We start from the raw sequence: 24,320 nt of genomic DNA, 5'->3' as shown, positions 1-24,320 counted from the left end.
GATGCCGTCGTCCACCGCGCAACCTGAAGCAACCTCACCGAAACGCGTGCGCATCACCGACCTCCGTTACCCCGTACTCACCGAATCCCAGCAACAGACGTGGGCCTACGCCGAAGCGAACCCGATAACCCTGTCCGTGGACAGCGTTCTCTCCGCCGCGCGAGAACAAACAGGCCTCGGCGATTTCGGTCCTGACGACTTCCGCGAGCGACTGGCGTTGTGGCTCGACGAGATCGACGCCGATCCCAACCGTTCACCGGTCTCCCGGATGACTACTCACGCAGCGTGCACCCGCTACGCGGCCAACCGACTTCGAGTACTGGATGTCCTGCGTCGCCACCCCGAGATTCACGACGAGGAGATCGTGGCTCCCATCATCGTTGTGGGACTGCCGCGTTCGGGTACCACGCATCTCCTGAACCTCATGTCGGCTGATTCCCGTTTCCGGTCGCTGCCACTCTGGGAAAGTCAGGAACCCGTCCCCTTCGCGGGTGACGAACTCGGCGTGGACGGCGTCGACCCGAGATTGCTTCGGAGCCAAGAACGTTGGAACCAGATGCAGGCCAAGAGCCCTCTGGTGGCAGCAATGCATCCGATGACCCCGGAACATATTCACGAGGAACTCGAACTCGAAAGCCTCGATTTCTCGAGTTACAACTTCGAGTGGATGTCGTCGATGGCACCTCGCTGGCGCGATTACTATCTCGCCCACGATCAGCGCCCCCATTACGAGTTCATCAAGACGATGCTCAAACTCCTTCAGTGGCAACGTGGTCCGAACCGTTGGATTCTCAAGTGCCCGCAGCACCTCGAGCAACTCGGTCCACTCATGGACACCTTCCCCGACGCCACCGTCGTCATGACACACCGCGATCCGGTGTCGGTAGTCCAGTCTGCAGCGACGATGGTCGGCTACGGCGCCCGGATGAACTTTCACGAGCTCGACCTGGATGCGGTGTGCGACTACTGGATCGACCGCGTCAGCCGGTTGCTCGATGCGGGAACCCGCGATCTCGCCCTGATCCCCGACGAGCGGCGAGTGGATGTGTACTTCGACCAATTCATGGCGAACGACATCGGAACTGTCGAGCACATCTACAACCGCGCCGGCCTCGAGATGACCGAGCAGGCGCGAGGAGAGATCCGCGAGTACATGTCCAGTCACAAACGCGGTTCCAACGGTCAGGTTGTGTACGACCTGCGAGCAGACTTCGGCCGAGAACCGGCCGAACTGCGCACTCGATTTGCCAACTATTTTGACGCCTTCTCTGTGAAAGTAGAGGTTCTGTGAACCAGCACATCTCCGATCAAGTCGACGCTCTGATCGCACAACGACCGGGAAAGACCCTGCTCGAACCTGAGTACACCGACGAAGCGATCACGATCAACGATTTCATCTACCGCAGCGGCGGCACCAGCTCGGCGTACATGATCGTCACGCCGGCCGGCCGGATCATCGTCAACACCGGCTGCGGATTCGAAGGACCGCATCATCGAAAGCTGTTCGACGACATCTACTCCGGGCCGACCAGGTACATCATCACCACTCAAGGCCATACCGACCACGTCGGTGGAGTTCACGCCTTTCGTGAGCCGGGTGCCGTCTACGTGGCCAACGAGCTGAACCAGTCCGTTCAGCTCGACGATGCTCGTGTCATCAAGCGGATGCGTCAATGGGCACCCGTATGGTTCGGCCGGGACGGCGATACCGTCGCACGCTTTGCCGCAGAATTCCCATCCGTGTCCAATGCACAGGACGAGCCGATCCCGGATCTCACTTTCACAGATCGTCTCGACCTCACGGTCGGCGGACTGGATGTCGAATTACATTCTGGTGTAGGCGAAACAGTCGACGGCGCAATGGTGTGGCTTCCGCAGCATCGCATCGCGATGATCAGCAATCTGCTCGGCCCTCTCTTCGGCCACTTCCCCAATCTCAATACCGTTCGCGGACAACGATACCGCTTTGTCGAGCCGTACCTGAAGACAATTCGCACGCTGCGTGATCTGCGTCCGCAGACACTGATCACCGGCCGCGGCGAGCCCATCGAGGGCGAAGAACTGATCGACGCCGTCTTGAAGCGGATGTACGACGCCGTCGACTACGTTCACCGCACGACGCTCGACGGAATCAACGCGGGTAAGTCCGTCGAATCGCTGATGCGCGAAATCGCCTTGCCGCCACACCTTTACGTCGGACAGGGCTACGGTCAGGTCAAGTGGGGAGTCAAGACCATCTGGGAAACCTACCTGGGATGGTTCCATCACGACTCCACCACAGCGCTCTACGATCTGCCCCGAACGAAGACTCTGGCTGATCTCGTCGAACTGGCCGGAGTGGAGCGTGCAATCGAACTCGCCGAAACGAGACTCGCCGAAGGAGCAGTGGTCGAAGCCACCGCGCTGTCCGAGGCTGCTCTCGCATTCGAGCCCGATAACGGACCTGCTACCCGCGTCCTCCTGGCCTGCCACCGGGAACTGCTGACACAGCCGTCCACCGAGGCGAACTTCTGGGAATCCGGGTGGCTGGCACACCAGATCAAGAAGCTCGAAGCAGCTGTCGCAGAATTGGATACGAGCCGATGACCACACTGGAGGCCTTCGCGCCTGCGAAGTTGGGACCGGCGACGCTCCGGAACCGAATCATCAAATCGGCCACGTTCGAGGGAATGACACCCAACGGCGTCGTCACCGACGAACTGATCGACTTTCATCGCAAGTTCGCTGCCGGCGGCGTCGGTATGACAACAGTTGCCTACTGCGCCGTCGCACCGGAAGGGCGTGCGGCCGGCGGGCAACTCCAATGGACCGAGGAAACCGCGCCCGGGTTGCGCCGGTTGACTGATGCGATTCACGCCGAAGGTGCGGCAGTCTCAGCGCAGATCGGCCATGCGGGTGCTGTCGCACCACCGAAAGCGACTGGCCAGAAGGCACTTTCAGCGAGTAGACACTTTCACCTGACAACCCTCAGTTTTGCCGAAGCCGCCTCCGAGGCAGACATCGATCGGATCGTCGAGGCTCACGCCCACGCTGCCAGAGCGGCCGTCGAGGCAGGCTTCGATGCCATCGAACTACATTTCGGTCACGGTTACCTCATCAGTTCATTCCTGAGCCCGAAACTGAACCACCGCACCGATTCCTACGGGGGAAGCCTGGAGAATCGGGCACGCTTCGCGCGTCGAACCGCACGCGCCGTCCGAGACGCGGTCGGTACGAAAATCGCCGTGATCGCCAAGGTCAGCATGGATGACGGCGTGCCTGGTGGATTCTGGCTCGAAGAGGCAATCACAGTTGTGCGCTGGCTCGAAGAAGACGGAACCCTGGACGGGGTGGTCCTCACAGCCGGAAGCTCACTCGAGAACCCCCTCTACACGTTCCGAGGTGACGCACCGCTACGGGAATTCGGGGCACTCATGCCGCAGCCACAGAAGCTGGGAATCAAACTGGTGGGAAAGCACTTCCTGCGCACCTACCCGTACACCGACGCCTACCTACTCGATCACGCGCGCCAGATCCGCGACGCAGTAGACCTCCCGCTGGTGTTGCTCGGCGGAATCACGGGCAAGGAATCGATCGACCTCGCCATGCGTGAGGGATTCGAGTTCGTCCAAATGGGCCGCGCACTGCTCAGCGACCCGAACTTGATCAAGACGATCGAGGAAGAAGGTCACGGGCAGACGCTCTGCATTCACTGCAACAAATGTATTACCACGATCTACGGGGGAACTCGCTGCGTATTGCGGCCGTGACCCATCCCTGACAGCGCCTCTGCGCACGCGCTGTCAGGGATGTTCGCTGTCAGGCCGGCTCGGAAGCCTGCGTGAGCAGCTGCAGGAACACCTCTTCGGGCTGAGCGCCGGACACAGCGACCGCACGGTTGGCGACGAAGAACGGAACGCCGCTGACCTGGAGCTGGCGGGCCATGGACAGATCCTCGCGCACTGACTCGGCGGCGGCATCGGAGTTGAGCTGCTCACGCACGGTGTCCGCGTCGAGGCCGACGCTCACAGCCAGATCTACCAGCACCTCACGATCGTCGATCACCTTTCCGTCGCTGAAGTGAGCCTTGAACAGTGCTTCGAGGAGTTCGTTCTGTCGCTCACCGGCGAGATGTAGCAGTCTGTGCGCATCAAAAGTGTTGGCGGCGATCACGGTGTCGAAGTCCAGGGTCAATCCGACCTCGGCGGCCGTCGCGCTCACATGCGAGAACATCTGGCGTACCTGATCAGGCGCCATTCCCTTCATCTCGACCAAGGCGTCGAGTTCCGTGCGGCCCTCTCCCACCGGAGTCTCCGGCGCAAGCTGGTACGAGCGCCAGATGACGTTGACGCGGTCCTTGTTCTCGAAACGATCCAGGGCCGAGAGGAACCTGGTCTTTCCGATGTAGCACCACGGACAAGCAACGTCCGACCACACTTCGATGGTCACGTCTTGGTCAATCACGATTTGATCAGTCACCGAAGGTCCAACAACAGCAGCGGCGAGATTAGTCCTTACATCACACGACGAGACCGCAGCGGTACGCAACCAACGATGCACGCACCCGATTGTTCACTCCGAGTTTCGAGAACAACGACGAGACGTGCGATTTGATCGTTGTTTCACCGAGGTACATACGCTCCGCGATTTCACCGTTTCCCAGACCTGTGGCCAACTGCACCAGAACTTCGCGCTCACGGTCGGTGAGCACCGCCAACGCCGTCTGGTCCCGAACAGGTTCACGGGGAGTGGACTCGGCGATAGCCCGCAGAGAATCCCGGCTGAACAGCGCATGGTCGGATGCAACGACGCGCACGGCCTGCTGAAAGGCTTCGGGTGCAGCATCTTTCCGCATGAAGCTGTGCGCGCCGGCCTCGACCGCCTCGATCACCAGGCCGTCGACGTCGAAAGCCGTCATTGCGATGACCTTGGGAGGGTTGGGCATCAACATCAACTGGCGAGTTGCTTCCAAGCCCCCGACGCGGACCATTTTGAGGTCCATCAGTACCACGTGGGGACGAAATCGAGTGACCTTGGCTGGCACTTGGTCGCCGTCCTCGGCCTCTGCAACCACCACGATGTCGGGTGTGGCTTCGAGGATGTCCTTCATCCCGCGCCTCACCCAGGCGTCGTTGTCGACAATCAGCGTCGTCACCCGCGAGTCTGTGTTCATGGTGGGCTGAACACTACCGAGCGCCACCGACAAAATTATGCGAACCAGGGCACCCAGCAACTGACGAGGAAGTCCTCCCCCAGCGCGCCGGCCTCGACCTTGCCGCCGATCTCGCGTGCCTGCTCGGCCAATCCGCGGAGCCCCGAACGCGAACCGATCGACGTCATCGGAGGCAGATCGCTGAGCTTGTTACGTGCCAGAATGCGAATTCCGTCATGCGGTGATCCAGTGACGGAAATGACGAGCATTTGATCGCTCGCGTATTTCTGAACATTGGTGAGCGCTTCCTGCACTACGCGATAACACACGTGACCAGCCAGCATTCCCACGTCACCCGGAAGCAGTTCCGATTCCAGACGGCAGTGAATGCCGGCCGCACGAGCACCGTTGACCAGATCACCGATCGCATCGATTCCCTGGTGCCCACCGTGCTCACGACGATCACCACTTCCCCTGAGCACTCCGACGATGCCCTTCAATTCGTCCAAAGCCTCGTGTGCGGTGGTTCGGATCATGGCTGCGGTATTGACGACCTTCTCCGGATTGTCTGCAGCACTGACTTGCAACCCGCCGGCAAACAACGAAATTCGACTCAAGCTGGCCGCGATTGTGTCGTGCATGTCGCGGGCGATCCGGGTGCGTTCCTCGGTGCGAATCATTTCGTCGCGCATCGCATCGGTCTGTTCCGTCGCCAGATCCCGCACGTGCTCGGCCTCGACGAGTTCGGTTTTGGTACGAACGAGAAGCGAGAGCGCCACCACGACGGCGACCATGACGGCTGCGACCAGCCATGGAATCCACAGCGCCAGGTCGTACTGCGCGAGCTCTGTGCCGTCCTTCGGTGCAGCAGTTCCGATTGTCAGCACCGAAAACTCGCGATCCCGAAAGGCGTCGTAGGTCAACGAGATTCCGCATGCGACGTACACCGCCGCGCCCGCGACCGCCAATTGATTTCCGCGCGCGATTCGAGCAACTGCAAACAAAGCGATGAGCGCCGCCGTGGCATCTGTCGGAAAGAACAGAGGACCGACCAGCGTGATCGCCAGAACCGCCCAGGGACGTTGACGCCGCCACACCAGCGATATCCCACCAGCTGCGCCGAGAACAAAGCCGATTCCGACCAGCACCGGTGGCACATTTCCCGACGAGCCGGCGATAGTCGCCGTCATGATCGAGCAGAAAATGCTGAATGCGACGGCGACAGTTGTCCATACGCGTCGTCGCACTGCAGTTCCTCGGGTGGTGATCACCGAGTAAGCGTATAGACCACCACCGACTCCTCGAATCAGCCGATTGGACCACCACGCGCGCAAACAACGACCGAAAGGAGGAGATCACCCGATCTTTCGGCTGACGCGAAAGGCATCCCGGACATCGTTGACTAGTGCCATACCCGCTCTCGAAAGGCACCCATCATGCGATCACTCCGCACTCCCCTCGCCGTCCTCGCCGTCGGCGCAGCCCTGTTCGCAACCATCGCGTCAGGCGAAACCGATGAAGCGAAGAAGGTCGACGACAACGGTTCGTCCGCCGCACCCGCTGCCGCTTTCGGTATCGGTGACGTCGTCGAACTCGGTGACTGGCGCGTTCAGGTACACGGCGTTGTCGATCCGTACGTCTCGACCAATCAGTTCATCACCGCTGATCCCGGAAACCGCTACGTCGTGGTTGACACCGAGGTCACCAACAACAGTGACAAGCCCGCCGCGGTGTCGTCGATGATGTGCTTCGAACTGCAGGACTCGGCAAACAAGTCATACAACATCACGTTCACCGACAGCAGCACGTCGAGCGTCGACGGAGAACTAGCGCCGGGTGCGGCCAAGCGCGGTGAATTGTCGTACGAGGTCCCCGAAGCCACCACCGGTCTGCGTTTGCAGTTCAAATGCGATCTGTTCTCGTCCGGCTCGGCAACCATCAACCTGTCGTGAGGCGTCCGGGCGATCTGCTGCTGAGTCCGTGGGCCCTGGTTTCGGTGGCGATCATTCTGATCAACGACCACGTGCTCAAGGACGCCTTCGGAAACACGATGACGGGCAAGCTGTCCGACATAGCCGGTGTGTTCCTGTTTCCACTGCTTCTGCTCTCGGTTCTCGAGGTGCCCAGACGCAGCCTGGTGGGGCGAGCAGCGATCGCCTGGTCCATCGCAGTCACGGGAATAGGCTTTGCCGCCGTGAAAATGGTTGCGCCGGTTGGCGACGCGTACGAGTGGGTGATCGGATTTCTGCGTTGGGCCGCAGCAGGATTACGCGGAAACCTCTTGCCGATCCTCGTCGTCCGCGATCCTTCGGATCTGTGGGTGCTCCCGATACTGCTCGCGAGCTACCTGGTGATCAGAGGTGCTCGAGCGCCGAAAACGGCGCCCGAGCACGAGAAGATCAGTCCAGCGCTGCATCCAATGTGATGTCGACGCCTGTCAAAGCCTTACTGACCGGGCATGTTTCCTTTGCGGCCTGGGCTACCTTGGCAAAACCGTCGGCGTCGAGGCCGTCGACCTCGGCGCGAACGGTGAGCTTGATTCCGGTCAGCTTGAAGCCGACCGTGTCGGGGCCCAACGAGACATCCGCCGTGATGTCGAGGCTCTGCGGAGTTCCCCCGGCCTCGGCGATGAGCGCTGACAACTGCATCGCGTAGCAGGACGAATGTGCCGCGGCGATCAGTTCTTCTGGGCTGGTGGTTCCGCCGGCTTCCTCAGCTGCTCGTTTGGGGAACGACACGTCGAATGTCGCGACTCCGGAACTGGTGAGTTCCACCTGCCCCGATCCGGCTTCCAAGGTGCCGTTCCAGGCAGTGCGTGCGGTACGAGTTGGCATTGGGTGTCCCTACTTCCGTCTGCGGATTGTGTGAAACGCCTTGCCACTCGAACTTACCCGCGACTATCCGAGAAGTGTCACCGACAGAAGTGCCGCGACGCGTTCGGCTTCCGCGAATCGGACGACGCGGCCGACATCGAGAACCAGTCCCAGCGCCGCGTGAACAAGAAATCGAGCCGACGCGACAGTGAGTTCGGGCCGGGCGTCGACGCACAGGTGCGCCCACTCCTCGACATTGCGTCGCTGAATCTTCCGTAGCTCCTTGCCGGCATCGGCAGGGAGATTTCCGACTTCCGCGAAATAGACGGCAAGCAACTCACTCTGAGCGAAGAAGACGGCAACGTACAGCTCAGCAAGTGTGTGCACAGCCTGGCGCGGAGTCTCGGATTCTGCCAGGGCGGAGCCCAACGTGACGGTCAATTGTTCGGACACCCGATGAAAGGCTGCGGCCAGTAGGTCTGCCTTGCTCGGAAAATGCCGGTACACACTCGATGCGGTGATCCCGGCGGCGGCTCCGATTTCCTCGATGCTGACCTCGTGATACCCACGTTCATGGAAAAGCAGCACCGCTTCGCGAAGCAGCACTTCACGTTTCGATGTACGTTCGAGTCCTGGAATCGTATTGACGCCTTGCAAAGGCACTACCGACGAGGCTCGCCGCGGGAGTTCCATATCGATCACAGACCAGCAGGCGGAGAGCATCAAGGACTCGATCTGCTTGGGCGGCAACGCCGATCGATGCCCCGTGACACTACCGATCACACTCAGAATCGCTGCCGTGACGAGGTCGAGATCGGCACGACCGAGCTCCGGGCGGACCGCAGCCAACGGCTCTGACACCCGCAAGCGCAACGCCACCACCTCCAGGCGCAGGTTCTCGCGATCCACCTTCTCGAGGTAGCGGCCTTCCCAACGATAGAGCCCGCCCCGACGCCGATTCTCGAGGGTGACACCGATGACCGCGACCATGACGGCTTGCAACTGTTGCCGTGGATCGTCGCTCTCGCAGTGCGCGGAATCGGCCGCATCGAGCAGTGCCCGAGACAAGTTTTCGACCGCGTGAACGAACAGTGCGTATTTGGTGGGGAAATGGCGGTACAGCGCGGGACCGGACACGCCGACGGCAGACGCTATGTCGTCGATACCCACCGCGTGGTACCCGCGCTCACTGAACGCCTCGGCTGCAACCGCCGCGATCTGAGCCTTGCGATTCTTCGGCCGCGTACGCGAAGTGGATTCATCGCCACGTGCCACGACGCGTGTCCGTCCGGGCATGAATCCCTCCATTCGTTTCACAGCTACCGTATCGGATTCTCCGAACACCCTTGACACTGCCACTCGAGGTGTTATGTTAACCGCTATTCGCACAATCTCGCAGATAGATTCAACACTGAAGAGACCCTCCTGCGGCACGAGTTACGGCCTACGCCAAGGGAACACATTTCGCCAGATCAACCGTGAGAAGGAAGCTGTGTGCTGATGATTCGCATGTGTTGTACCGTTTTCCCGAGTTCGTCATGACCTCGTCCGAAGCGGGTCTCCTGACGGAACTCGACAACGGCATTCTGCGTTTGACCTTCAACCGCCCCGAACGCATGAACGCAGCCGACTTCGAGACCATGAAAAGTCTCATCGACGCTGTTACCGACGCCGGCGACAACCCGGATGTGCGCACCATCGTCATCACCGGAGCAGGCCGCGCCTTCTGCACGGGAGCAGACCTCGCAGCTATCACAACCAATCCGACAGATCCCCAGATCGTCATGGACACCGCAAACACCGTGATTCGCGCTATCACCAGCACCTCCGTGCCCGTGATCGCCGCAGTCAACGGACCTGCCGCAGGTGTAGGCGTCTCCATCGCCCTCGCCGCAGACCTGACCTATGCTGCCGAAAGTGCCTACTTCCTCATGTCTTTCGTCAACATCGGACTGATGTCCGACGGCGGCGCCAGCGCATTGATTCCGGCAGCGATCGGCCGGGCGCGTGCAGCCGAGATGCTTCTGCTGGGTGAGCGTCTATCCGCTACAGATGCAGCGCAATTCGGGCTCGTCTCCAAAACCCTTCCCGACGATCAGTTCGCTGCACACATCGAGTCCGTCGCGAAGCGCACCAGCGCAGCGCCCCGTCGTGCTCTCCAACTCACCAAAGCCGCACTGAACGCCGCAACACTCGATCGCATCGACTCCGCTCTGGAACTCGAAAAGACCGGTCAAGCAGAACTTCTTGTCGGAGCCGACTTCGCCGAAGGCGCGACCGCAATGCTTCAGAAACGCGCACCCCACTTCAAGTGATTGAGAGGAAACAGTAGATGCCCTCCACCGATACAGCGTCCGAGGTACAGCGCCTGCGACGCACCAACTGGAACAATCAGGTTGCCCGCCACGCGCAGATGATCCCGGACCGCATCGCGCTGCGATTCCAGGGCGATTCCATCACCTGGAGCACGCTGAACGAGCGCGTCGAAAAACTGGCAGACGCGCTCTCCCGGCGCGGCGTCAGTTTTGGTGACCGCGTTCTGATCCTGATGCTGAACCGCCCCGAGTACCTCGAGATTGTTCTCGCGACCAATGCGTTGGGCGCGATCGCTGTCCCGGTGAACTTCCGACTGACCCCACCTGAGGTCGCCTACCTTGTCAACGACTCGGGCTCCAAAGTCATTGTCGCGGAGGGCCCGTTGGCTCCGTTGGCCGGCGCAGCCCGCGCAGCGTCCGAGGGCATCGACATCTCCATCACGGTGGGCGCACCCGCTGAGGGCGACAGCTTGAACTACGAGGACTTGATCAGCGAACCGGGTGAACCTCATGCATTGATCGACATCCCGGACGACACACCGGCTCTCATCATGTACACCTCGGGAACCACAGGACGCCCCAAAGGTTCCGTGCTCTCGCATTCCAATCTCTCGTCACAAGCGTTGACCTGCATTCGTGCCTTCCACCTGTTCAACGAGGATTCCATCGGCTTCTGTGCGTCGCCGATGTTCCACATCGCTGCCCTCGGTTCCATCGCCCCAAGCCTGCAACTGGGCACTACCACGGTGATCCACCCGGTTGGCGCATTCGACCCGGGTCAGCTTCTCGATATCCTCGAAGCCGAGAAGGTCACCAGCTTGTTCCTCGTGCCCGTGCAGTGGCAGGCGGTGTGTGCAGTTCAGAAAGCCCAACCTCGAGCCCTCTCGCTCAAGAACATTTCCTGGGGTGCCGCCCCGTCGTCGGACACGATCTTGCGGGCGATGGCCGAAACCTTCCCTGATGCGTTCAACGTCGCAGTCTTCGGGCAAACCGAAATGTCTCCCATCACTTGCGTACTCGACGGCGATGACGCCATCCGTAAGCTCGGTTCAGTCGGCCGGGTCATCCCCACCATCTCGGCTCGCGTCGTCGACGAGAACATGGATGACGTGGCACCCGGCGAAATCGGGGAAATTGTCTACCGCGGACCCACAATGATGAGTGAGTACTGGAATAACCCCCAGGCCACCGCAGATGCCTTCCACGGCGGGTGGTTTCACTCCGGCGACCTGGTCCGTGTCGACGACGAAGGATTCGTGTACGTCGTCGACCGCAAGAAGGACATGATCATCTCCGGCGGCGAGAACATCTACTGCGCCGAGGTCGAGAACGTTCTGTACGAACACGAATTGATAGTCGAAGCCGCGGTCGTCGGGCGTCCCGACGCCAAGTGGGGCGAGGTACCGGTAGCGATCATCGCGATGACCCCCGGTTCAACCGTGGACCTGACCATCGAGGAGCTGAGCACCTTCCTCAATGATCGCCTGGCACGGTACAAGCACCCCAAGGACATCATCGTCGTGGAAGCCTTGCCGCGCAATGCAAGTGGCAAGGTAGTCAAGGGCGAACTGCGTGAACAGGCTCGGGCTGTAGACGTAGTGTCCTGAACGTCATGTCCTGAACGTCATAGAGCGGGCGGCATCTCGATCGAGAGGTGCCGTCCGTTTGCGTGTCGTCAGGCGCCGCGTGAATGCAGCATGCGGTGCAGTTCGCGGACCTCATCGACCAGCTCCGGAACCGGCCCTTCCACCGGAAGATTCGGCGCAACCTCGTTGATCGGGAGGGATCGTACCGGCCCCGAGGCCACTCCCCACTCCGTAAGCCATTCACTCAACTGCGCAGACGAACACACGTACACGATCCGGCCCAATCCCACCCAGGCATGAGCAGCCGAACACATCGGACAATGCTCGCCGGAGGTGAATACCGTTGCCGTAGAGCGCTCTTCCGTCGTCAGATACTGCGCGGCCCACCGCGCCAACTCGAATTCCGGATGTCGTGTGCTGTCGCCTCCCGCAATTCGGTTTCGATCTTCCGCGAGGAAAGTCCCGTCAGCGGCAGCAAGTACCGATCCAAACGGTTCGTCGCCTTCGTCCAATGCCTCTCGCGCCAATTCGACACAACGTCGCAGATGGCCCATCTCGATCTCGTTCATGAATATGCTCTCTCCCCGTGATACACAAAACGGGCGGCACCGGTAAGGGTGCCGCCCGTTTTCGTTTACAGCTCTGTACTACTTACTCTGCGGCGCTTTCGCTCTCGCCTGCCTTGGACAGTTCGATCGGCGGTGCGTCCGGCACGTCGATCGGCTTCTTCGTAGGCGTGAACGTGAACTTCGCGTCCTCGCCCGAGCCTTCGCCGTCCCAGCCTTCGACGTCGACGAGCACGATGTGTCCCGGTCCGATCTCTCCGAAGAGGATCTTCTCGGACATCTGGTCCTCGATCTCGCGCTGGATGGTGCGACGCAGCGGCCGCGCACCCAGTACCGGATCGAATCCGCGCTTGGCCAGAAGCGACTTGGCCTTGTCGGTGACCTCCATGGCCATGTCCTTGTTCTTGAGTGCCTTCTCGACGCGAGCAAGCATCAGGTCCACCATCTGAACGATCTGCTCGTTCGTGAGCTGATGGAACACGACGATGTCGTCGATACGGTTCAAGAACTCGGGGCGGAAGTGCTTCTTCAGCTCATCGTGCACCTTGAGCTTCATCCGCTCGTAGTTCGAGCCGGTGCCCGTTCCCGAGCTGAAGCCCAGGCCGACAGCCTTGGAGATATCCGACGTACCGAGGTTGGACGTGAAGATCAGCACCGTGTTCTTGAAGTCGACGGTACGACCCTGACCGTCGGTGAGACGGCCGTCCTCGAGCACCTGCAGGAGGGTGTTGTAGATCTCCTGGTGTGCCTTCTCGATCTCGTCGAACAGCACGACGCTGAACGGCTTGCGACGGACCTTCTCGGTGAGCTGGCCACCCTCTTCGTATCCGACGTACCCGGGAGGGGCACCGAACAGACGCGAAGCGGTGAAGCGGTCGTGGAACTCGCCCATGTCGATCTGGATCAGAGCGTCGTCGTCGCCGAACAGGAAGTTGGCGAGCGACTTCGCGAGCTCCGTCTTACCGACACCGGACGGGCCGGCGAAGATGAAGGAGCCCGAGGGACGCTTGGGATCCTTCAGACCTGCACGCGTACGACGGATCGCCTTCGAGACGGACTTGACTGCCTCTTCCTGGCCGATGATCCGCTTGTGCAGTTCCTCTTCCATACGGAGCAGACGAGTGGTCTCCTCCTCCGTGAGCTTGAAGACGGGGATGCCGGTCCAGTTGCCCAGAACCTCGGCGATCTGCTCGTCGTCGACCTCAGCGATGACGTCCAGGTCGCCCGCACGCCACTGCTTCTCACGCTCAGCGCGCTGAGCAACGAGGGTCTTTTCCTTGTCACGCAGGTTCGCGGCCTTCTCGAAGTCCTGCGCGTCGATCGCGGACTCCTTCTCGCGACGCGCGTCGGCGATGCGATCGTCGAATTCGCGCAGGTCCGGCGGTGCAGTCATCCGACGGATGCGCATTCGCGCGCCCGCCTCGTCGATGAGGTCGATCGCCTTGTCCGGCAAGAAGCGGTCGTTGATGTAGCGGTCGGCCAGCGTCGCAGCTGCCACGAGAGCACCGTCCGTGATGGACACACGGTGGTGAGCCTCGTAGCGGTCACGAAGACCCTTGAGGATCTCGATGGTGTGCTCGACGGTGGGCTCGCCCACCTGAACGGGCTGGAAACGACGCTCGAGTGCGGCATCCTTCTCGATGTACTTGCGGTACTCGTCGAGAGTGGTGGCACCGATGGTCTGCAGCTCACCGCGGGCAAGCTTGGGCTTGAGGATGGAGGCCGCGTCGATAGCGCCCTCAGCCGCGCCCGCACCCACGAGAGTGTGCAGCTCGTCGATGAACAGGATGATGTCGCCGCGGGTGTTGATCTCCTTGAGAACCTTCTTCAGGCGCTCTTCGAAGTCACCGCGGTAACGGCTGCCGGCCACGAGCGACCCGAGGTCGAGCGTGTACAGCTGCTTGTCCTTGAGGGTCTCGGGGACCTCACCGTTGACGATTGCCTGAGCCAGGCCCTCGACAACAGCGGTCTTACCGACACCGGGTTCACCGATGAGGACCGGGTTGTTCTTGGTACGACGCGAGAGAACCTGCATGACACGCTCGATTTCCTTCGAGCGGCCGATGACCGGGTCCAGCTTGCCTTCGAGGGCAGCTTGCGTCAGGTTGCGACCGAACTGGTCGAGCACGAGCGAGGTGGACGGCGTGCCGGCCTCTCCGCGAGTGCCACCGGTTTCGGTGGGCTCTTTGCCCTGGTAGCCCGACAGCAGCTGGATGACCTGCTGGCGGACACGGTTGAGATCGGCACCGAGCTTGACCAGAACCTGGGCTGCAACGCCCTCACCCTCGCGGATGAGACCGAGCAGGATGTGCTCCGTACCGATGTAGTTGTGTCCGAGCTGCAGCGCTTCGCGCAGACTCAGCTCGAGGACTTTCTTGGCGCGCGGTGTGAAGGGGATGTGACCGGACGGAGCCTGCTGGCCCTGGCCGATGATCTCCTCGACCTGGCTGCGGACTCCCTCGAGGGAGATACCCAACGACTCCAACGACTTGGCGGCAACACCTTCGCCCTCGTGAATGAGGCCGAGGAGGATGTGCTCCGTACCGATGTAGTTGTGGTTGAGCATCCTGGCTTCTTCTTGAGCCAGGACAACAACGCGCCGCGCGCGATCGGTGAACCTCTCGAACATCGCTCTCCCTCACACTCTCCGGCGGGCAGGTTCGAGACCGGATGTCTCGTCCCTGGTCGCCGCGTTTCGCTCCGGCACTACAGACTGATCGCCTCGCCGGTCAGCAGACATGGCGTCTACGAATCGACTGAGGTTGCACGACCCCACTTATTACTCTAGAGGGCGCGAAGTCCACCTGCTGCTCCTCCACCCGATTGGCAGGGGATACCGGCTTACTTACATCTCACAACGTCGCAGCTCCGGCAATCGTTTCCCACTTCCTGTACGCCTGAAGCGAACAGGTACGTATATCGAGTTCGGCGCTGAGATCAGCCGATAATCGGGAGCACTCGATCACACGGGATTTCACGGGTCGTCGACGGATCGAGTGCCGCCAGCGTCAACGCTGCCGTTCTCTGTGACGCCACCACGGCAATGTGGTCCGACCGGTCCTGCGGGCAACCATCCTGCACCACGATGTTGGACGCATTCGACGCCGCGAGTATTCCGCTGGTGTACGGAACCACTACTTGGTCGTAGCGAGTCACGATATTGGAGTACTCGACGGTGTCCGCGTACACGCCGGCGTCACGCAGCTCGGACACAAAGCTCGCGTTGTCGAAATCCGGACCGCCGACGCCTTTCGGCGGACCGACGTCGGAACCGTTCCACAGCGGGGCTATCGACACGATCTTCGAGACCTTGTCGTCACCGCCTGAGAACTTGGCGTAGTACCCACTGACGGTCGTCCCCTGCGAATGTCCGACGAGATCGACTTTCGAGGCACCCGTCGCCTCCAGTACTCCGTCGACGAAGTCCGACAACTGCTGTGCACTCTCCGGCAGCGGCGCGAGGCCACCTGCAGCCGACAACGGCCATGGCAGGTCGGATCGGTTCCCGAACGTGAGTGCAAAAACGCAATAACCCTCGTTCGCGAGAACCGGCGCAAGTACCGCCCAGTTGGTCTGACGGTTTGCCGCGGTTCCGTGGACGAGGACCACGGGATCCGGATGCGCCACCGAAGGCGTGCACGAGTAGTTGTTGGTTCCCGGCACTGATCCCCCGGGGTCGAGCGCTTCCAGCGCAATCCCGCTGGCGAAACCGAACGGAACAGGCAGTGTTGAAGTGACAGACGGTGTAGTCACGGGCGGCGTATCCGCCGACGCACGTTCCGGCGCGGCAGCAGCCCCCAGTACTGCTGCCGCAACCGCCGCGCAGGCTAGTGCCCGTATGCCCATCGCACGCCTCCATGCTCTGCTCAACCCACGATGGGCCACACCGGATGACACGGTACCGGTCGCGGGTGCGATGGATCGAGCGCATTGAGAGCAAATGTCGCAGCGCGCAGCGATGCCGCGATGGCGAGGTGATCGGAGATGTCTTGCTCACAACCGTCCTGGACAACAATGTTGGTGGCGTTCAGCCCAGGCTCGAGACCATTTGTGTACGGAAGAACCAGCTCGTCGTATCGCGTCGTGATGTTCGTGTAGTGAACACCCGACGCGTAGACGCCACCGGCACGAAGATTCTCGATGAACTCCGATCCCGCGCCCATGTTCAAGCAGGCTTTACAGATCGGGAATCCGGCCTGCGCTGCCTCGGACACCCCGAGATCACGCATGGTGCGCCCGATGCTGACCTGCTCGTTTCCGAGCGTTCCCTTCCACAGCGGCGCAACCGAGATGATGTTGTCCACTTTGTCGGCGCCACCGAGGAACTTCGCGTAATACCCGTTGATGATCGTGCCCTGCGAATGTCCGATCAGATCTACCGACGACGCTCCGGTAGCACCAAGAACCTGATCGACAAAACTCGACAATTGCGCTGCACTGGAAGGTATTTCCTGCATCCCACCGATCGCCGACAGCGGCCACGGCTGTTCCGGAAAATTGCCGTAGGTCAGCGCGAAAACGCAGTAACCCTCATTGGCGAGCAATGGCGAATAGGTAGCCCAGTTGGTCGCCCGGTTGCCGGCCGTACCATGCACGAGCACAACGGGATTCGGATGTTCAGCCGTCGACTTACACGAAAAGTCGTTGGATCCGGGAGCCGAACCACCAGGATTCCCCAACTCCTGGGGAACGCCGGCAAGAAACGCACTGGGAACGGGCAACGGTGCCTGCGCCGACGCCGTCGACCCCATCCCGACGAGGATCGCCGCCGCGAGTACAACTCCCCCGAAAATCCCAGTTCTGCGCACGATCGACTCCTCTGACGGCAGATACAAACCGTGCAGACGCTAACAAACTAGAACGCGTTATCAATCGCTTTTCGGAAAACGCGCCCACAATGTGCTGATTCAACCCTCTGGATCGGCCACCACCGAAGATCGATGTGGAACCGGGCCAACCTCAGCCTATCGCCACCAAATTCGGTCTCACCTATGACATTCCACCCGATTGGCGAAATAACTCAGACTCAGTCGCCGGGTGGACCACCACTGAGGACACCATTATCTTTGGCGCACTTGGGGACAACCGGTCGCAACGGCGTCGACATCGACACCGTCGCACAAGAATGGGTCCACAAAGCCGATCTCATTTTTTCCGACAAGCACGGCACCCACGCCACCATCGCCTACAGAGAACCAACTCACTTCACCATTTCCGGACGCCCCGCTGTCCGATACACCGCAACCGCCACCAACATCCCCCCAGACAACGAATGCGACCCGTCATCAGCAACATTCGACATCGTCGCCACACCTGGATACGCCACGGCGGAAGTGATGATCTTCCTGATCCAGTCAGATCAGGGTCACCCCGAGTCCCTCGACAAGGCAGCGATCGACCAGATCATCTCGACGATCCGAAAGTCGGAGACCACGGACGCAACAGTTCGTTGAACTGGCGGGCCCGAATCCGTCGGGGAACCGAAAAAGGGTTCGACCACAACAGTGTGCGGTCGAACCCTTTTCAGGAAAATCTAGCGAGCAGACGGACGCACGATCGGGAACAGGATCGTCTCGCGGATTCCGAGACCGGTGAGCGCCATCAGTAGTCGATCGATACCCATGCCGGTTCCCGTGGTGGGCGGCATGCCCTGCTCCATGGCGGCAAGGAATTCCTCGTCCAGCACCATTGCTTCGTCATCGCCGGCCGACGCGAGGCGCGCCTGATCGACAAAACGCTCACGCTGGATGACCGGGTCGACCAGCTCGGAGTAGCCAGTCGCCAGCTCGAATCCGCGAATGTAGAGGTCCCACTTCTCGGTGACCCCCTTCTTACTGCGGTGATCACGAGTCAGGGGCGACGTCTCGACCGGGAAGTCCCGCACGAACGTCGGCACGTACAGCTGATCGCCGCACTGGTGCTCCCACAGCTCCTCGACAAGCTTGCCGTGGCCGTAACCCTTGTCCTTGGGAACCTCGAGGCCGACCTTCTCCGCCAAGGCGAGAAGCTCGTCGACCGTCGTATCCGGCGTGACCTCGGTGCCGATGGCAGCCGACAGCGACGGGTACATCTCGAGAACCTGCCACTCGCCACTGACGTCGTACTCGGAACCGTCGGCGAGGGTGAGGACCTGCGTGCCGAATGCTTCCTGCGCAACTTCCTGGACGAGCTCACGAATCATCTTCGCGGAATCGTCGTACGTGCCGTAGGCCTCGTACGTCTCGAGCATCGCGAACTCGGGCGAGTGAGTGGAGTCGACGCCCTCGTTGCGGAAGTTGCGGTTGATCTCGAAGACCTTCTCGATACCGCCGACGACGCAACGCTTGAGGAACAGTTCCGGCGCGATACGCAGGTACAGGTCGATGTCGAGGGCGTTGGAGTGCGTGACGAACGGGCGAGCTGCGGCGCCGCCGTGCAGCGTCTGCAGCATCGGCGTCTCGACCTCGAGGAAGCCGCGGCTCTCGAGCGCATTACGCAGCGCACGGACAACAGCGACACGCTTGCGGGCGTTGTCCCGAGCCTCGGGCCGAACGATCAGGTCCGCGTAGCGCTGACGCACACGGGACTCTTCACTCATTTCCTTGTGAGCGACCGGCAGGGGACGCAGCGCCTTGGACGCGATCTGCCACGCGTCGGCCATCACGCTGAGCTCACCCCGACGGGAGCTGATGACCTCACCGTGGATGAAGACGAAGTCGCCGAGGTCGACGTCGGACTTCCAGGCGGCCAATGCCTCTTCGCCGACGCCGGCGAGGCTGATCATGGCCTGCAGCTGGGTACCGTCGCCCTCCTGCAAAGTCGCGAAGCACAGCTTGCCGGTGTTGCGCATGAAGATGACGCGGCCGACGACGCCGACAATCACGCCGGTAGCGGTGTCAGCTTCGAGTTCCGGGAACTCGGCACGGATCTGCGCCAAAGTATGCGTGCGATCAACCGAGACGGGGTACGCCTCCTGCCCCTGCGCCAGGATCCGCTCACGCTTCTCGCGCCGGATACGGAGCTGCTCGGGGGTGTCGTCGACTGGCTGGGCTTCTACATCACTCACGGGGTACAAGACTACTGGGCCGTGTCCACCGCGTTTGTTGCTGGTAGCACCGCGGCCACCGCGAGCACGATTCCCGACAACAGGTACAGCCCAACCCTGACGTGATTCCATATCGTCCAACCGGCCTCGTACGACGACCATGCGCCTGCGTCGGTAGCCCTGACCGAGGCAAAAGCGTCGTTGCGTGGGACGTGGTAGATCGCTGTCACCGCGAAGGACGCGAGCACCCCGACGCAACCGACAACAGCGAGCACCCAACCGTCCGGTCTCGAGATCGATGCCCAGATTCCGGCGGCGATCGCGGTGAGCGCCGATCCGACGAGGGGCAGCATCAAGGCACTCCGCGGCGCTTCCACGTTGAACGCCTGCATCGACGTAATCGCGGTATGTGCATCCACCGAGCGCAGGGCAGGCATCACGAAGGCGGAGAATGCGAACAGCGCACCGCCGGCGACCAGTGCACCGAACGCAGTCACGCCGACCAGCAACTCCAGAAAGATCTCGGATTTCTTCACGACCAGACCCCCGTTCGAGCAGCCTCGGCGGCAAAAGTGGTGAAATCTCGAGCGGGTCGTTTCAGGACCTCTTCGACGACGCCGGTCACACTTTGATTTCGTCCGTCGAGAACCTCGGCAAACAGGTACGTGAGCAACTCGACGACATCACTCGGGACGCCAACTTCTTCCATGCCGTCGGAAAACTGTTGCAGTCCAATCGTTTCGAATGACACCGCACGCCCCGACGCCGCCGAAATCGCCTCAACGGCCTCCACGAAGGTGAGCAACTCCGGACCCGTCACCTCGAGAACTCGGCCGAGGAGGTCGGTCCGAGTCAATGCGGCCACCGCCACATCGGCGAGATCGTCGACGTCGATGAACGGCTCCCCCACCCCGCCTACCGGAAGTTCCAGGTGGCCTTCCCGAATCGGATCGAGTAGATACCCCTCGCTGAAGTTCTGGGCAAACCAACTGGCCCGCACCACAGCCCATTCCAGACCGCTGTCGGCCAGAACCTGCTCGGCTTTCTGCGCCGCCGGTTCACCGCGCCCGGACAGGAGCACCATGCGACGAACCCCTTCGCTGTACGCAAGCTCCGCGAGTTCCTCGATGTGGGTGCTCGATTCCGGCACTGCGAGGTCCGGCGCATAGGTCACGTATGCCGCTTCGACACCGGACATCGCGGGCTGCCACGTCGTCTGATCGTTCCAGTCGAAACGCGTCCCGGATGTTCTCGACGCGATTCGGGTACGGATTCCCACCGCCGTCAGCCTCTGCGCAACGCGCGCACCGGTCTTGCCGGTACCACCGATCACCACTGCCGATTGAATGTCGCTTGTTGTAGTCATGAACTCATTCGATCGCGCGGAGGCAATACGATCCATAGCTGAAGGTCGCAAAAACATACGTCAGCGTCTACCGTCCAATCATGGATGCATTGTCGATGATGCTGGCCGGATCGCGGGCGGAGGGCGCTTTTCTGCTGCGCTCGCTGCTCGATCCGCCCTGGTCATTACGTATCGAGGACCACGCACCCGTCACCGTGCTGATTCTGGTTCGCGGCACCGCAGTCGTCGTCTCGGACACCGGACAGACCGAGAACCTCGAGGCCGGCGACATTGCACTCCTGCGCGGCCCCGACCCCTATACGGTCGCCGATCACCCGGGCACGCCAGTCCACGTACTCATCGACGAGGCACAAAACTGCGCCGCAGTCGACGGATCGCCACTCGAGGACATGTCAGTTCTCGGCGTTCGCACCTGGGGCAACTCGACCAGTGGCCAGACCGTCATGCTCACGGGCACATACCGTTTGGACTCTTACGTCAGCGGGCAGATTCTCGACAGCCTGACACCCGTCGCGGTAGTCCGTCGCAGCATGGAAACCACGCCGATGACGACGCTTCTGGAACAACAAATCGCCGCGGACGGGCCAGGACAGGAAGTGTTGTTGGACAGGCTCCTCGACCTGGTTCTGATCTCGGCGGTCCGTACCTGGTTCGCGGCGAACCCGGATCGATCACCGCGATGGATCAAGGCCTACGAGGATCCCATCATCGGGCATGCCTTGCGGCTCATACACAATCGGCCGGAACACCCCTGGACGGTCGCGGCTTTGGCCCAGGAAGCCGGCTGTTCGCGAGCCGCCTTCGCGCGCCGGTTCACCGGTCTCATGGGGATCGGACCGGTTGGCTACCTGACCGAGTGGCGCTTGTCGGTGGCGGCAGATCTGCTCGCAGACCCGGCACGAACGGTGTCGTCGATCGCGCGAGAAGTGGGTTACTCGAGCCCCTTTGCCCTCACAACCGCCTTCACCCGACATCACGGGGTGAGCCCGAAAGCGTTCCGGCAAACCCGCCGGCCGCCTCAGTGGGCGGAAACCGCCGCCAACTCACGGGTGCAATGACGCACTCCGCTGAGCGCACCGAGCAAGCCCGCAGCCTTGATCGCCTTGTATCCGCCAACCAGATCGGTGGCGTTACGCAGGCCGAGTTGCTGCAACGACGCAGCGGCCAGACTCGAGGTGTAGCCCTCCGAGCAGACGATCACCCACTCGACGTCGTGGTCGGTGGCCAACGCGAGGTGTGCGCTGCTGGTGGGGTCGAGTCGCCACTCGAGAACGTTCCGCTCGATCGCGAGTGCGCCGGGAAGAGTTCCCTCGATGGCGCGCTGCGCCTGCGGGCGAATGTCGACGAAGATCGCCCCGCGATGAAAGGCTTCGGTGAGCTGGAAGACGTACATACGATCGATCTGTGCGCGAGCGTCGTCGAGCATTTGGTCGATAGTCATTTTCAAACTCCCTCGGGCTGGTCGGTCAGCTCGGTACGTGTGCGACGAAGTGTGTTGTTGTCCGTGACTTCGTAGTAGGACATTGCCGTCAATGGCGGCGAGTAGGCATGGACGCTCAAAGTCGGTGAATCAGAGCTTATTTCGATCTTCGATCCGGGCTGCGGCGGTGTCCATACGACGTCGTGTACCCACCCGAGCTGGAATGCCGCCTGATCGCCGGCGTCGAGCTGACGCTCCACCAATTCTTCACCGGCCCAGCGATATTCGGTGAGCGAACCACTGAGAACCGTGAGTGCCCCGAAAGAACCTGCGTGGTCGTGTAATTCGGTGTTACGTTCCGGAACCCAGCTGATGAGCCAGACGTCGACGTCGTCGTCGGCATACAAGCGAGTGGACCACCGCTCGACGGTCGGGAACGCCTCGGGAATGAGGTGATCGAAACGTCCGTCGAGAACACCGTTTGCACCCTCGTCAGTGAGGCGCAGAAGATCAGCGGGACGCAAGCGGGTGGGCAACGAAGCCCGGTTCTGACGTCGTCCGGACGAACCGCGATTAGCACCGTTACCTGCGGAAACACCACGACCAGATGCAAGAGTAGGGGTCAAAACAGAGAGATCTGCAGAATATGTGGGTAGCACGAGCTAGCTCCAAGGAGATGTGAATTGGTCAAGGCAGCGGTCAGCCTCGACAACACTCCTGAGCACTCATGCAGCGATTCACGTTGACCATTGTGGCACAACTTCTGCGATCGCGAAACCTGTGGAGAGAATTCCCTACGTCACACATGGACGGTCACGCTATCGGCCGTCGACCCGATCCCCTACGCGCCTGATTGCGCTCGAACACCAACCGCAACCCCTCGAGCGTGAGATCCCGTTCGAGGTGCTCGATGGTGGCGGACTCCGGAATGATCAGCGGTGCACTGTCTCCCGTGGCGATCACCGCGACGTCCAAGCCACCGAACTCCGGCAACTCCTCACGAACGCGTCGTACCAATCCGTCTACAAGACCGGCAAAGCCGAACACCGCTCCTGACTGCATGCACTCCACGGTGTTCTTTCCGACCACCGAACGCGGACGCACCAATTCCACTTTCCGCAGTGCGGCAGACTGCGACGCCAAGGCGTCGGTCGAGATCTCGAGGCCCGGCGCAATACAGCCGCCCAGAAACTCACCCTTGCCCGACACGACGTCGATACACGTCGACGTTCCGAAATCGACAACGATGCAGGGGCTCTCGTAAAGATAATGCGCAGCAAGGCTGTTCACGATCCTGTCGGCACCCACCTCTTTGGGATTGTCCACCAGCAGCGGCACTCCGGTTCGCACACCTGGTTCAACCACAACGTGCGGAACATGTCCCCAGTACCGCCCGAGCATCACGCGAATCTCACGCAGCACCGACGGTACCGTCGACAACGCCGCGACACCGGTGATCTGATCGACATGCTGCCCCAGCAGCCCGCGGAAGGTCAACGCCAATTCATCAGCCGTCATCCGCGGATCGGTACGCATCCGCCAGTCCTGCAACAACTTCGAATACTCACCAACCCCGGAGAACAATCCCAGAACGATGTTGGTGTTCCGCACGTCGACCGTGAGCAGCACGGTTAGACCAGACTGGATTCACGCTCGGCGTCCAAGGTCGACAGCATACGAGGAGTGATCAGACCGGAACCTTCGGGTGCGTGTGCCGGGTCGGAACCAAGTTCCACCTGGTTGTTGTCGGCGTCGACGAACACGACTCGCGGGTTGTACTCCTTGACTTCCTGCGCGTTCATCACGCCGTACGCAATGAGGATCACGAGATCGCCAGGCTTGACCAGATGCGCTGCCGCACCGTTGATTCCGATGACACCGCTGCCGCGCTCACCCGCAATGACGTAGGTCTCGAGGCGGGCACCGTTGTCGATGTCCACAATGCACACCTGCTCACCTTCGAGCAGATCGGCGGCGTCCATCAGATCCTCGTCGACAGTGACCGAGCCGACGTAATGCAGATCGGCATGAGTCACCGTCGCGCGGTGGATCTTCGACTTCATCATGGTGCGAAACATATCCAAGGTCCTTTACTCGTG

At 61.3% G+C, this 24,320-nt stretch carries 25 protein-coding genes; 9 read left to right on the top strand and 16 right to left on the bottom strand.

Annotation, left to right across the window (positions count from 1 at the left end; genetic code table 11):
- The first annotated feature begins 1 nt into the window (after position 1).
- The 3 genes from CJ178_RS23710 to CJ178_RS23700 are packed head-to-tail and all read left to right on the top strand — an operon-like array spanning position 2 to position 3,749.
- Positions 2 to 1,291, top strand: coding sequence for a sulfotransferase family protein (locus tag CJ178_RS23710; RefSeq protein WP_045069616.1), 1,290 nt, complete (start codon positions 2 to 4; stop codon positions 1,289 to 1,291).
- Entirely contained in the window at positions 1,288 to 2,586 is a 1,299-nt protein-coding gene (locus CJ178_RS23705; protein ID WP_051730701.1) for an alkyl sulfatase dimerization domain-containing protein, read from the top strand. The genes CJ178_RS23710 and CJ178_RS23705 overlap by 4 nt, the downstream gene beginning before the upstream one ends.
- Positions 2,583 to 3,749: an NADH:flavin oxidoreductase gene (locus CJ178_RS23700; protein WP_033236337.1), complete on the top strand. Its 1,167-nt coding sequence runs from the start codon at positions 2,583 to 2,585 to the stop codon at positions 3,747 to 3,749. Before CJ178_RS23705 ends, CJ178_RS23700 begins: the two co-directional genes overlap by 4 nt.
- 49 nt (positions 3,750 to 3,798) lie before the next feature.
- Here the strand turns inward: CJ178_RS23700 and CJ178_RS23695 are convergent, their stop codons facing one another.
- Genes CJ178_RS23695 through CJ178_RS23685 form a run of 3 tightly spaced genes read right to left on the bottom strand, consistent with a single transcriptional unit; the run spans position 3,799 to position 6,402 of the window.
- Positions 3,799 to 4,458: a DsbA family oxidoreductase gene (locus CJ178_RS23695; RefSeq protein ID WP_033236336.1), complete on the bottom strand. Its 660-nt coding sequence runs from the start codon at positions 4,456 to 4,458 to the stop codon at positions 3,799 to 3,801.
- Positions 4,459 to 4,498: 40 nt separating this feature from the next.
- Positions 4,499 to 5,152, bottom strand: a complete 654-nt coding sequence (locus CJ178_RS23690) for a response regulator (RefSeq protein WP_033236385.1) — start codon at positions 5,150 to 5,152, stop codon at positions 4,499 to 4,501.
- Positions 5,153 to 5,187: 35 nt separating this feature from the next.
- Positions 5,188 to 6,402: a sensor histidine kinase gene (locus CJ178_RS23685; RefSeq protein ID WP_230590349.1), complete on the bottom strand. Its 1,215-nt coding sequence runs from the start codon at positions 6,400 to 6,402 to the stop codon at positions 5,188 to 5,190.
- A gap of 165 nt (positions 6,403 to 6,567) precedes the next feature.
- Between CJ178_RS23685 and CJ178_RS23680 the strand changes: the two genes are divergently transcribed.
- Both CJ178_RS23680 and CJ178_RS23675 read left to right on the top strand, forming a co-directional pair.
- Complete coding sequence (locus CJ178_RS23680) at positions 6,568 to 7,083, top strand: DUF4352 domain-containing protein (RefSeq protein WP_045068324.1); 516 nt, start codon at positions 6,568 to 6,570, stop codon at positions 7,081 to 7,083.
- Entirely contained in the window at positions 7,080 to 7,556 is a 477-nt protein-coding gene (locus CJ178_RS23675; protein WP_045068321.1) for a hypothetical protein, read from the top strand. The genes CJ178_RS23680 and CJ178_RS23675 overlap by 4 nt, the downstream gene beginning before the upstream one ends.
- On the opposite strand, the gene CJ178_RS23670 is transcribed toward CJ178_RS23675, so the two are convergent.
- Together CJ178_RS23670 and CJ178_RS23665 are read right to left on the bottom strand one after the other, a co-directional pair.
- On the bottom strand, positions 7,531 to 7,965 hold the full coding sequence (locus CJ178_RS23670) for an OsmC family protein (protein WP_007726950.1): 435 nt from the start codon (positions 7,963 to 7,965) through the stop codon (positions 7,531 to 7,533). The genes CJ178_RS23675 and CJ178_RS23670 overlap by 26 nt on opposite strands.
- A gap of 63 nt (positions 7,966 to 8,028) precedes the next feature.
- On the bottom strand, positions 8,029 to 9,240 hold the full coding sequence (locus CJ178_RS23665) for a TetR/AcrR family transcriptional regulator (RefSeq protein WP_045069611.1): 1,212 nt from the start codon (positions 9,238 to 9,240) through the stop codon (positions 8,029 to 8,031).
- Between the two features lie 242 nt (positions 9,241 to 9,482).
- On the opposite strand from CJ178_RS23665, the gene CJ178_RS23660 reads away from it, so the two are divergent.
- Complete coding sequence (locus CJ178_RS23660) at positions 9,483 to 10,259, top strand: enoyl-CoA hydratase (protein ID WP_045069609.1); 777 nt, start codon at positions 9,483 to 9,485, stop codon at positions 10,257 to 10,259.
- Between the two features lie 17 nt (positions 10,260 to 10,276).
- Entirely contained in the window at positions 10,277 to 11,866 is a 1,590-nt protein-coding gene (gene fadD5, locus CJ178_RS23655) for a fatty-acid--CoA ligase FadD5 (RefSeq protein WP_095888151.1), read from the top strand.
- Positions 11,867 to 11,934: 68 nt separating this feature from the next.
- Here the strand turns inward: fadD5 and CJ178_RS23650 are convergent, their stop codons facing one another.
- From CJ178_RS23650 to CJ178_RS23635, 4 genes are all read right to left on the bottom strand, one after another.
- Complete coding sequence (locus tag CJ178_RS23650; RefSeq protein ID WP_033236332.1) at positions 11,935 to 12,414, bottom strand: nucleoside deaminase; 480 nt, start codon at positions 12,412 to 12,414, stop codon at positions 11,935 to 11,937.
- Positions 12,415 to 12,496: 82 nt separating this feature from the next.
- Positions 12,497 to 15,040 carry an ATP-dependent Clp protease ATP-binding subunit gene (locus CJ178_RS23645; RefSeq protein ID WP_033236331.1) on the bottom strand — a complete coding sequence of 848 codons (2,544 nt, stop codon included), beginning with the start codon at positions 15,038 to 15,040 and terminating at the stop codon, positions 12,497 to 12,499.
- 308 nt (positions 15,041 to 15,348) lie between these two features.
- A complete protein-coding gene (locus CJ178_RS23640; RefSeq protein WP_033236330.1) occupies positions 15,349 to 16,257 on the bottom strand; it encodes an esterase/lipase family protein in 909 nt (302 codons plus the stop codon).
- A gap of 20 nt (positions 16,258 to 16,277) precedes the next feature.
- Complete coding sequence (locus CJ178_RS23635; RefSeq protein ID WP_033236382.1) at positions 16,278 to 17,219, bottom strand: esterase/lipase family protein; 942 nt, start codon at positions 17,217 to 17,219, stop codon at positions 16,278 to 16,280.
- A 267-nt stretch (positions 17,220 to 17,486) separates the two neighbouring features.
- On the opposite strand from CJ178_RS23635, the gene CJ178_RS32525 reads away from it, so the two are divergent.
- Positions 17,487 to 17,864 (top strand): hypothetical protein, encoded by a 378-nt coding sequence (locus CJ178_RS32525; RefSeq protein WP_143547537.1) that lies wholly within the window; start codon positions 17,487 to 17,489, stop codon positions 17,862 to 17,864.
- An 80-nt stretch (positions 17,865 to 17,944) separates the two neighbouring features.
- On the opposite strand, the gene lysS is transcribed toward CJ178_RS32525, so the two are convergent.
- The 3 genes from lysS to CJ178_RS23620 are packed head-to-tail and all read right to left on the bottom strand — an operon-like array spanning position 17,945 to position 20,801.
- On the bottom strand, positions 17,945 to 19,456 hold the full coding sequence (gene lysS, locus CJ178_RS23630) for a lysine--tRNA ligase (protein ID WP_033236329.1): 1,512 nt from the start codon (positions 19,454 to 19,456) through the stop codon (positions 17,945 to 17,947).
- Between the two features lie 11 nt (positions 19,457 to 19,467).
- Entirely contained in the window at positions 19,468 to 19,971 is a 504-nt protein-coding gene (locus CJ178_RS23625; RefSeq protein WP_095888150.1) for an anthrone oxygenase family protein, read from the bottom strand.
- Positions 19,968 to 20,801 carry an NAD(P)H-binding protein gene (locus CJ178_RS23620; RefSeq protein ID WP_095888149.1) on the bottom strand — a complete coding sequence of 278 codons (834 nt, stop codon included), beginning with the start codon at positions 20,799 to 20,801 and terminating at the stop codon, positions 19,968 to 19,970. The genes CJ178_RS23625 and CJ178_RS23620 overlap by 4 nt, the downstream gene beginning before the upstream one ends.
- Before the next feature lie 80 nt (positions 20,802 to 20,881).
- On the opposite strand from CJ178_RS23620, the gene CJ178_RS23615 reads away from it, so the two are divergent.
- Complete coding sequence (locus CJ178_RS23615) at positions 20,882 to 21,859, top strand: AraC family transcriptional regulator (protein ID WP_095888148.1); 978 nt, start codon at positions 20,882 to 20,884, stop codon at positions 21,857 to 21,859.
- Here the strand turns inward: CJ178_RS23615 and CJ178_RS23610 are convergent.
- From CJ178_RS23610 to panD, 4 genes are all read right to left on the bottom strand, one after another.
- A complete protein-coding gene (locus tag CJ178_RS23610; protein WP_092806033.1) occupies positions 21,820 to 22,242 on the bottom strand; it encodes a rhodanese-like domain-containing protein in 423 nt (140 codons plus the stop codon). The two genes, CJ178_RS23615 and CJ178_RS23610, sit on opposite strands and share 40 nt — an antisense overlap.
- Before the next feature lie 2 nt (positions 22,243 to 22,244).
- Complete coding sequence (locus CJ178_RS23605) at positions 22,245 to 22,757, bottom strand: cysteine dioxygenase (protein WP_033236326.1); 513 nt, start codon at positions 22,755 to 22,757, stop codon at positions 22,245 to 22,247.
- Positions 22,758 to 23,034: 277 nt separating this feature from the next.
- Positions 23,035 to 23,850 (bottom strand): type III pantothenate kinase, encoded by an 816-nt coding sequence (locus CJ178_RS23600; RefSeq protein WP_033236325.1) that lies wholly within the window; start codon positions 23,848 to 23,850, stop codon positions 23,035 to 23,037.
- 2 nt (positions 23,851 to 23,852) lie between these two features.
- Positions 23,853 to 24,299, bottom strand: coding sequence for an aspartate 1-decarboxylase (gene panD, locus CJ178_RS23595; RefSeq protein ID WP_033236324.1), 447 nt, complete (start codon positions 24,297 to 24,299; stop codon positions 23,853 to 23,855).
- Between the last annotated feature and the right edge of the window lie 21 nt (positions 24,300 to 24,320).

Origin of the sequence: Rhodococcus sp. ACPA4, from assembly GCF_002300185.1 — a bacterium.
Classification (GTDB): Bacteria; Actinomycetota; Actinomycetes; order Mycobacteriales; family Mycobacteriaceae; genus Rhodococcus_F; species Rhodococcus_F globerula.
The sequence above is the reverse complement of the archived record's forward strand: the minus strand, read 5'-3'. Positions and strand labels throughout refer to the sequence as shown.

What these genes read in the sequence shown, in the direction of transcription:
- CJ178_RS23640 (WP_033236330.1), bottom strand. Translation starts at nt 16,257, where the DNA reads ATGGGCATACGGGCACTAGCCTGCGCGGCGGTTGCGGCAGCAGTACTG.
- CJ178_RS23620 (WP_095888149.1), bottom strand. Translation starts at nt 20,801, where the DNA reads ATGACTACAACAAGCGACATTCAATCGGCAGTGGTGATCGGTGGTACC.
- CJ178_RS23660 (WP_045069609.1), top strand. Translation starts at nt 9,483, where the DNA reads ATGACCTCGTCCGAAGCGGGTCTCCTGACGGAACTCGACAACGGCATT.
- CJ178_RS23710 (WP_045069616.1), top strand. Translation starts at nt 2, where the DNA reads ATGCCGTCGTCCACCGCGCAACCTGAAGCAACCTCACCGAAACGCGTG.
- CJ178_RS23700 (WP_033236337.1), top strand. Translation starts at nt 2,583, where the DNA reads ATGACCACACTGGAGGCCTTCGCGCCTGCGAAGTTGGGACCGGCGACG.
- CJ178_RS23645 (WP_033236331.1), bottom strand. Translation starts at nt 15,040, where the DNA reads ATGTTCGAGAGGTTCACCGATCGCGCGCGGCGCGTTGTTGTCCTGGCT.
- CJ178_RS23650 (WP_033236332.1), bottom strand. Translation starts at nt 12,414, where the DNA reads ATGAACGAGATCGAGATGGGCCATCTGCGACGTTGTGTCGAATTGGCG.
- CJ178_RS23665 (WP_045069611.1), bottom strand. Translation starts at nt 9,240, where the DNA reads ATGCCCGGACGGACACGCGTCGTGGCACGTGGCGATGAATCCACTTCG.
- CJ178_RS23680 (WP_045068324.1), top strand. Translation starts at nt 6,568, where the DNA reads ATGCGATCACTCCGCACTCCCCTCGCCGTCCTCGCCGTCGGCGCAGCC.
- CJ178_RS23615 (WP_095888148.1), top strand. Translation starts at nt 20,882, where the DNA reads ATGGATGCATTGTCGATGATGCTGGCCGGATCGCGGGCGGAGGGCGCT.
- CJ178_RS23610 (WP_092806033.1), bottom strand. Translation starts at nt 22,242, where the DNA reads ATGACTATCGACCAAATGCTCGACGACGCTCGCGCACAGATCGATCGT.
- panD (WP_033236324.1), bottom strand. Translation starts at nt 24,299, where the DNA reads ATGTTTCGCACCATGATGAAGTCGAAGATCCACCGCGCGACGGTGACT.
- fadD5 (WP_095888151.1), top strand. Translation starts at nt 10,277, where the DNA reads ATGCCCTCCACCGATACAGCGTCCGAGGTACAGCGCCTGCGACGCACC.
- CJ178_RS23670 (WP_007726950.1), bottom strand. Translation starts at nt 7,965, where the DNA reads ATGCCAACTCGTACCGCACGCACTGCCTGGAACGGCACCTTGGAAGCC.
- CJ178_RS23690 (WP_033236385.1), bottom strand. Translation starts at nt 5,152, where the DNA reads ATGAACACAGACTCGCGGGTGACGACGCTGATTGTCGACAACGACGCC.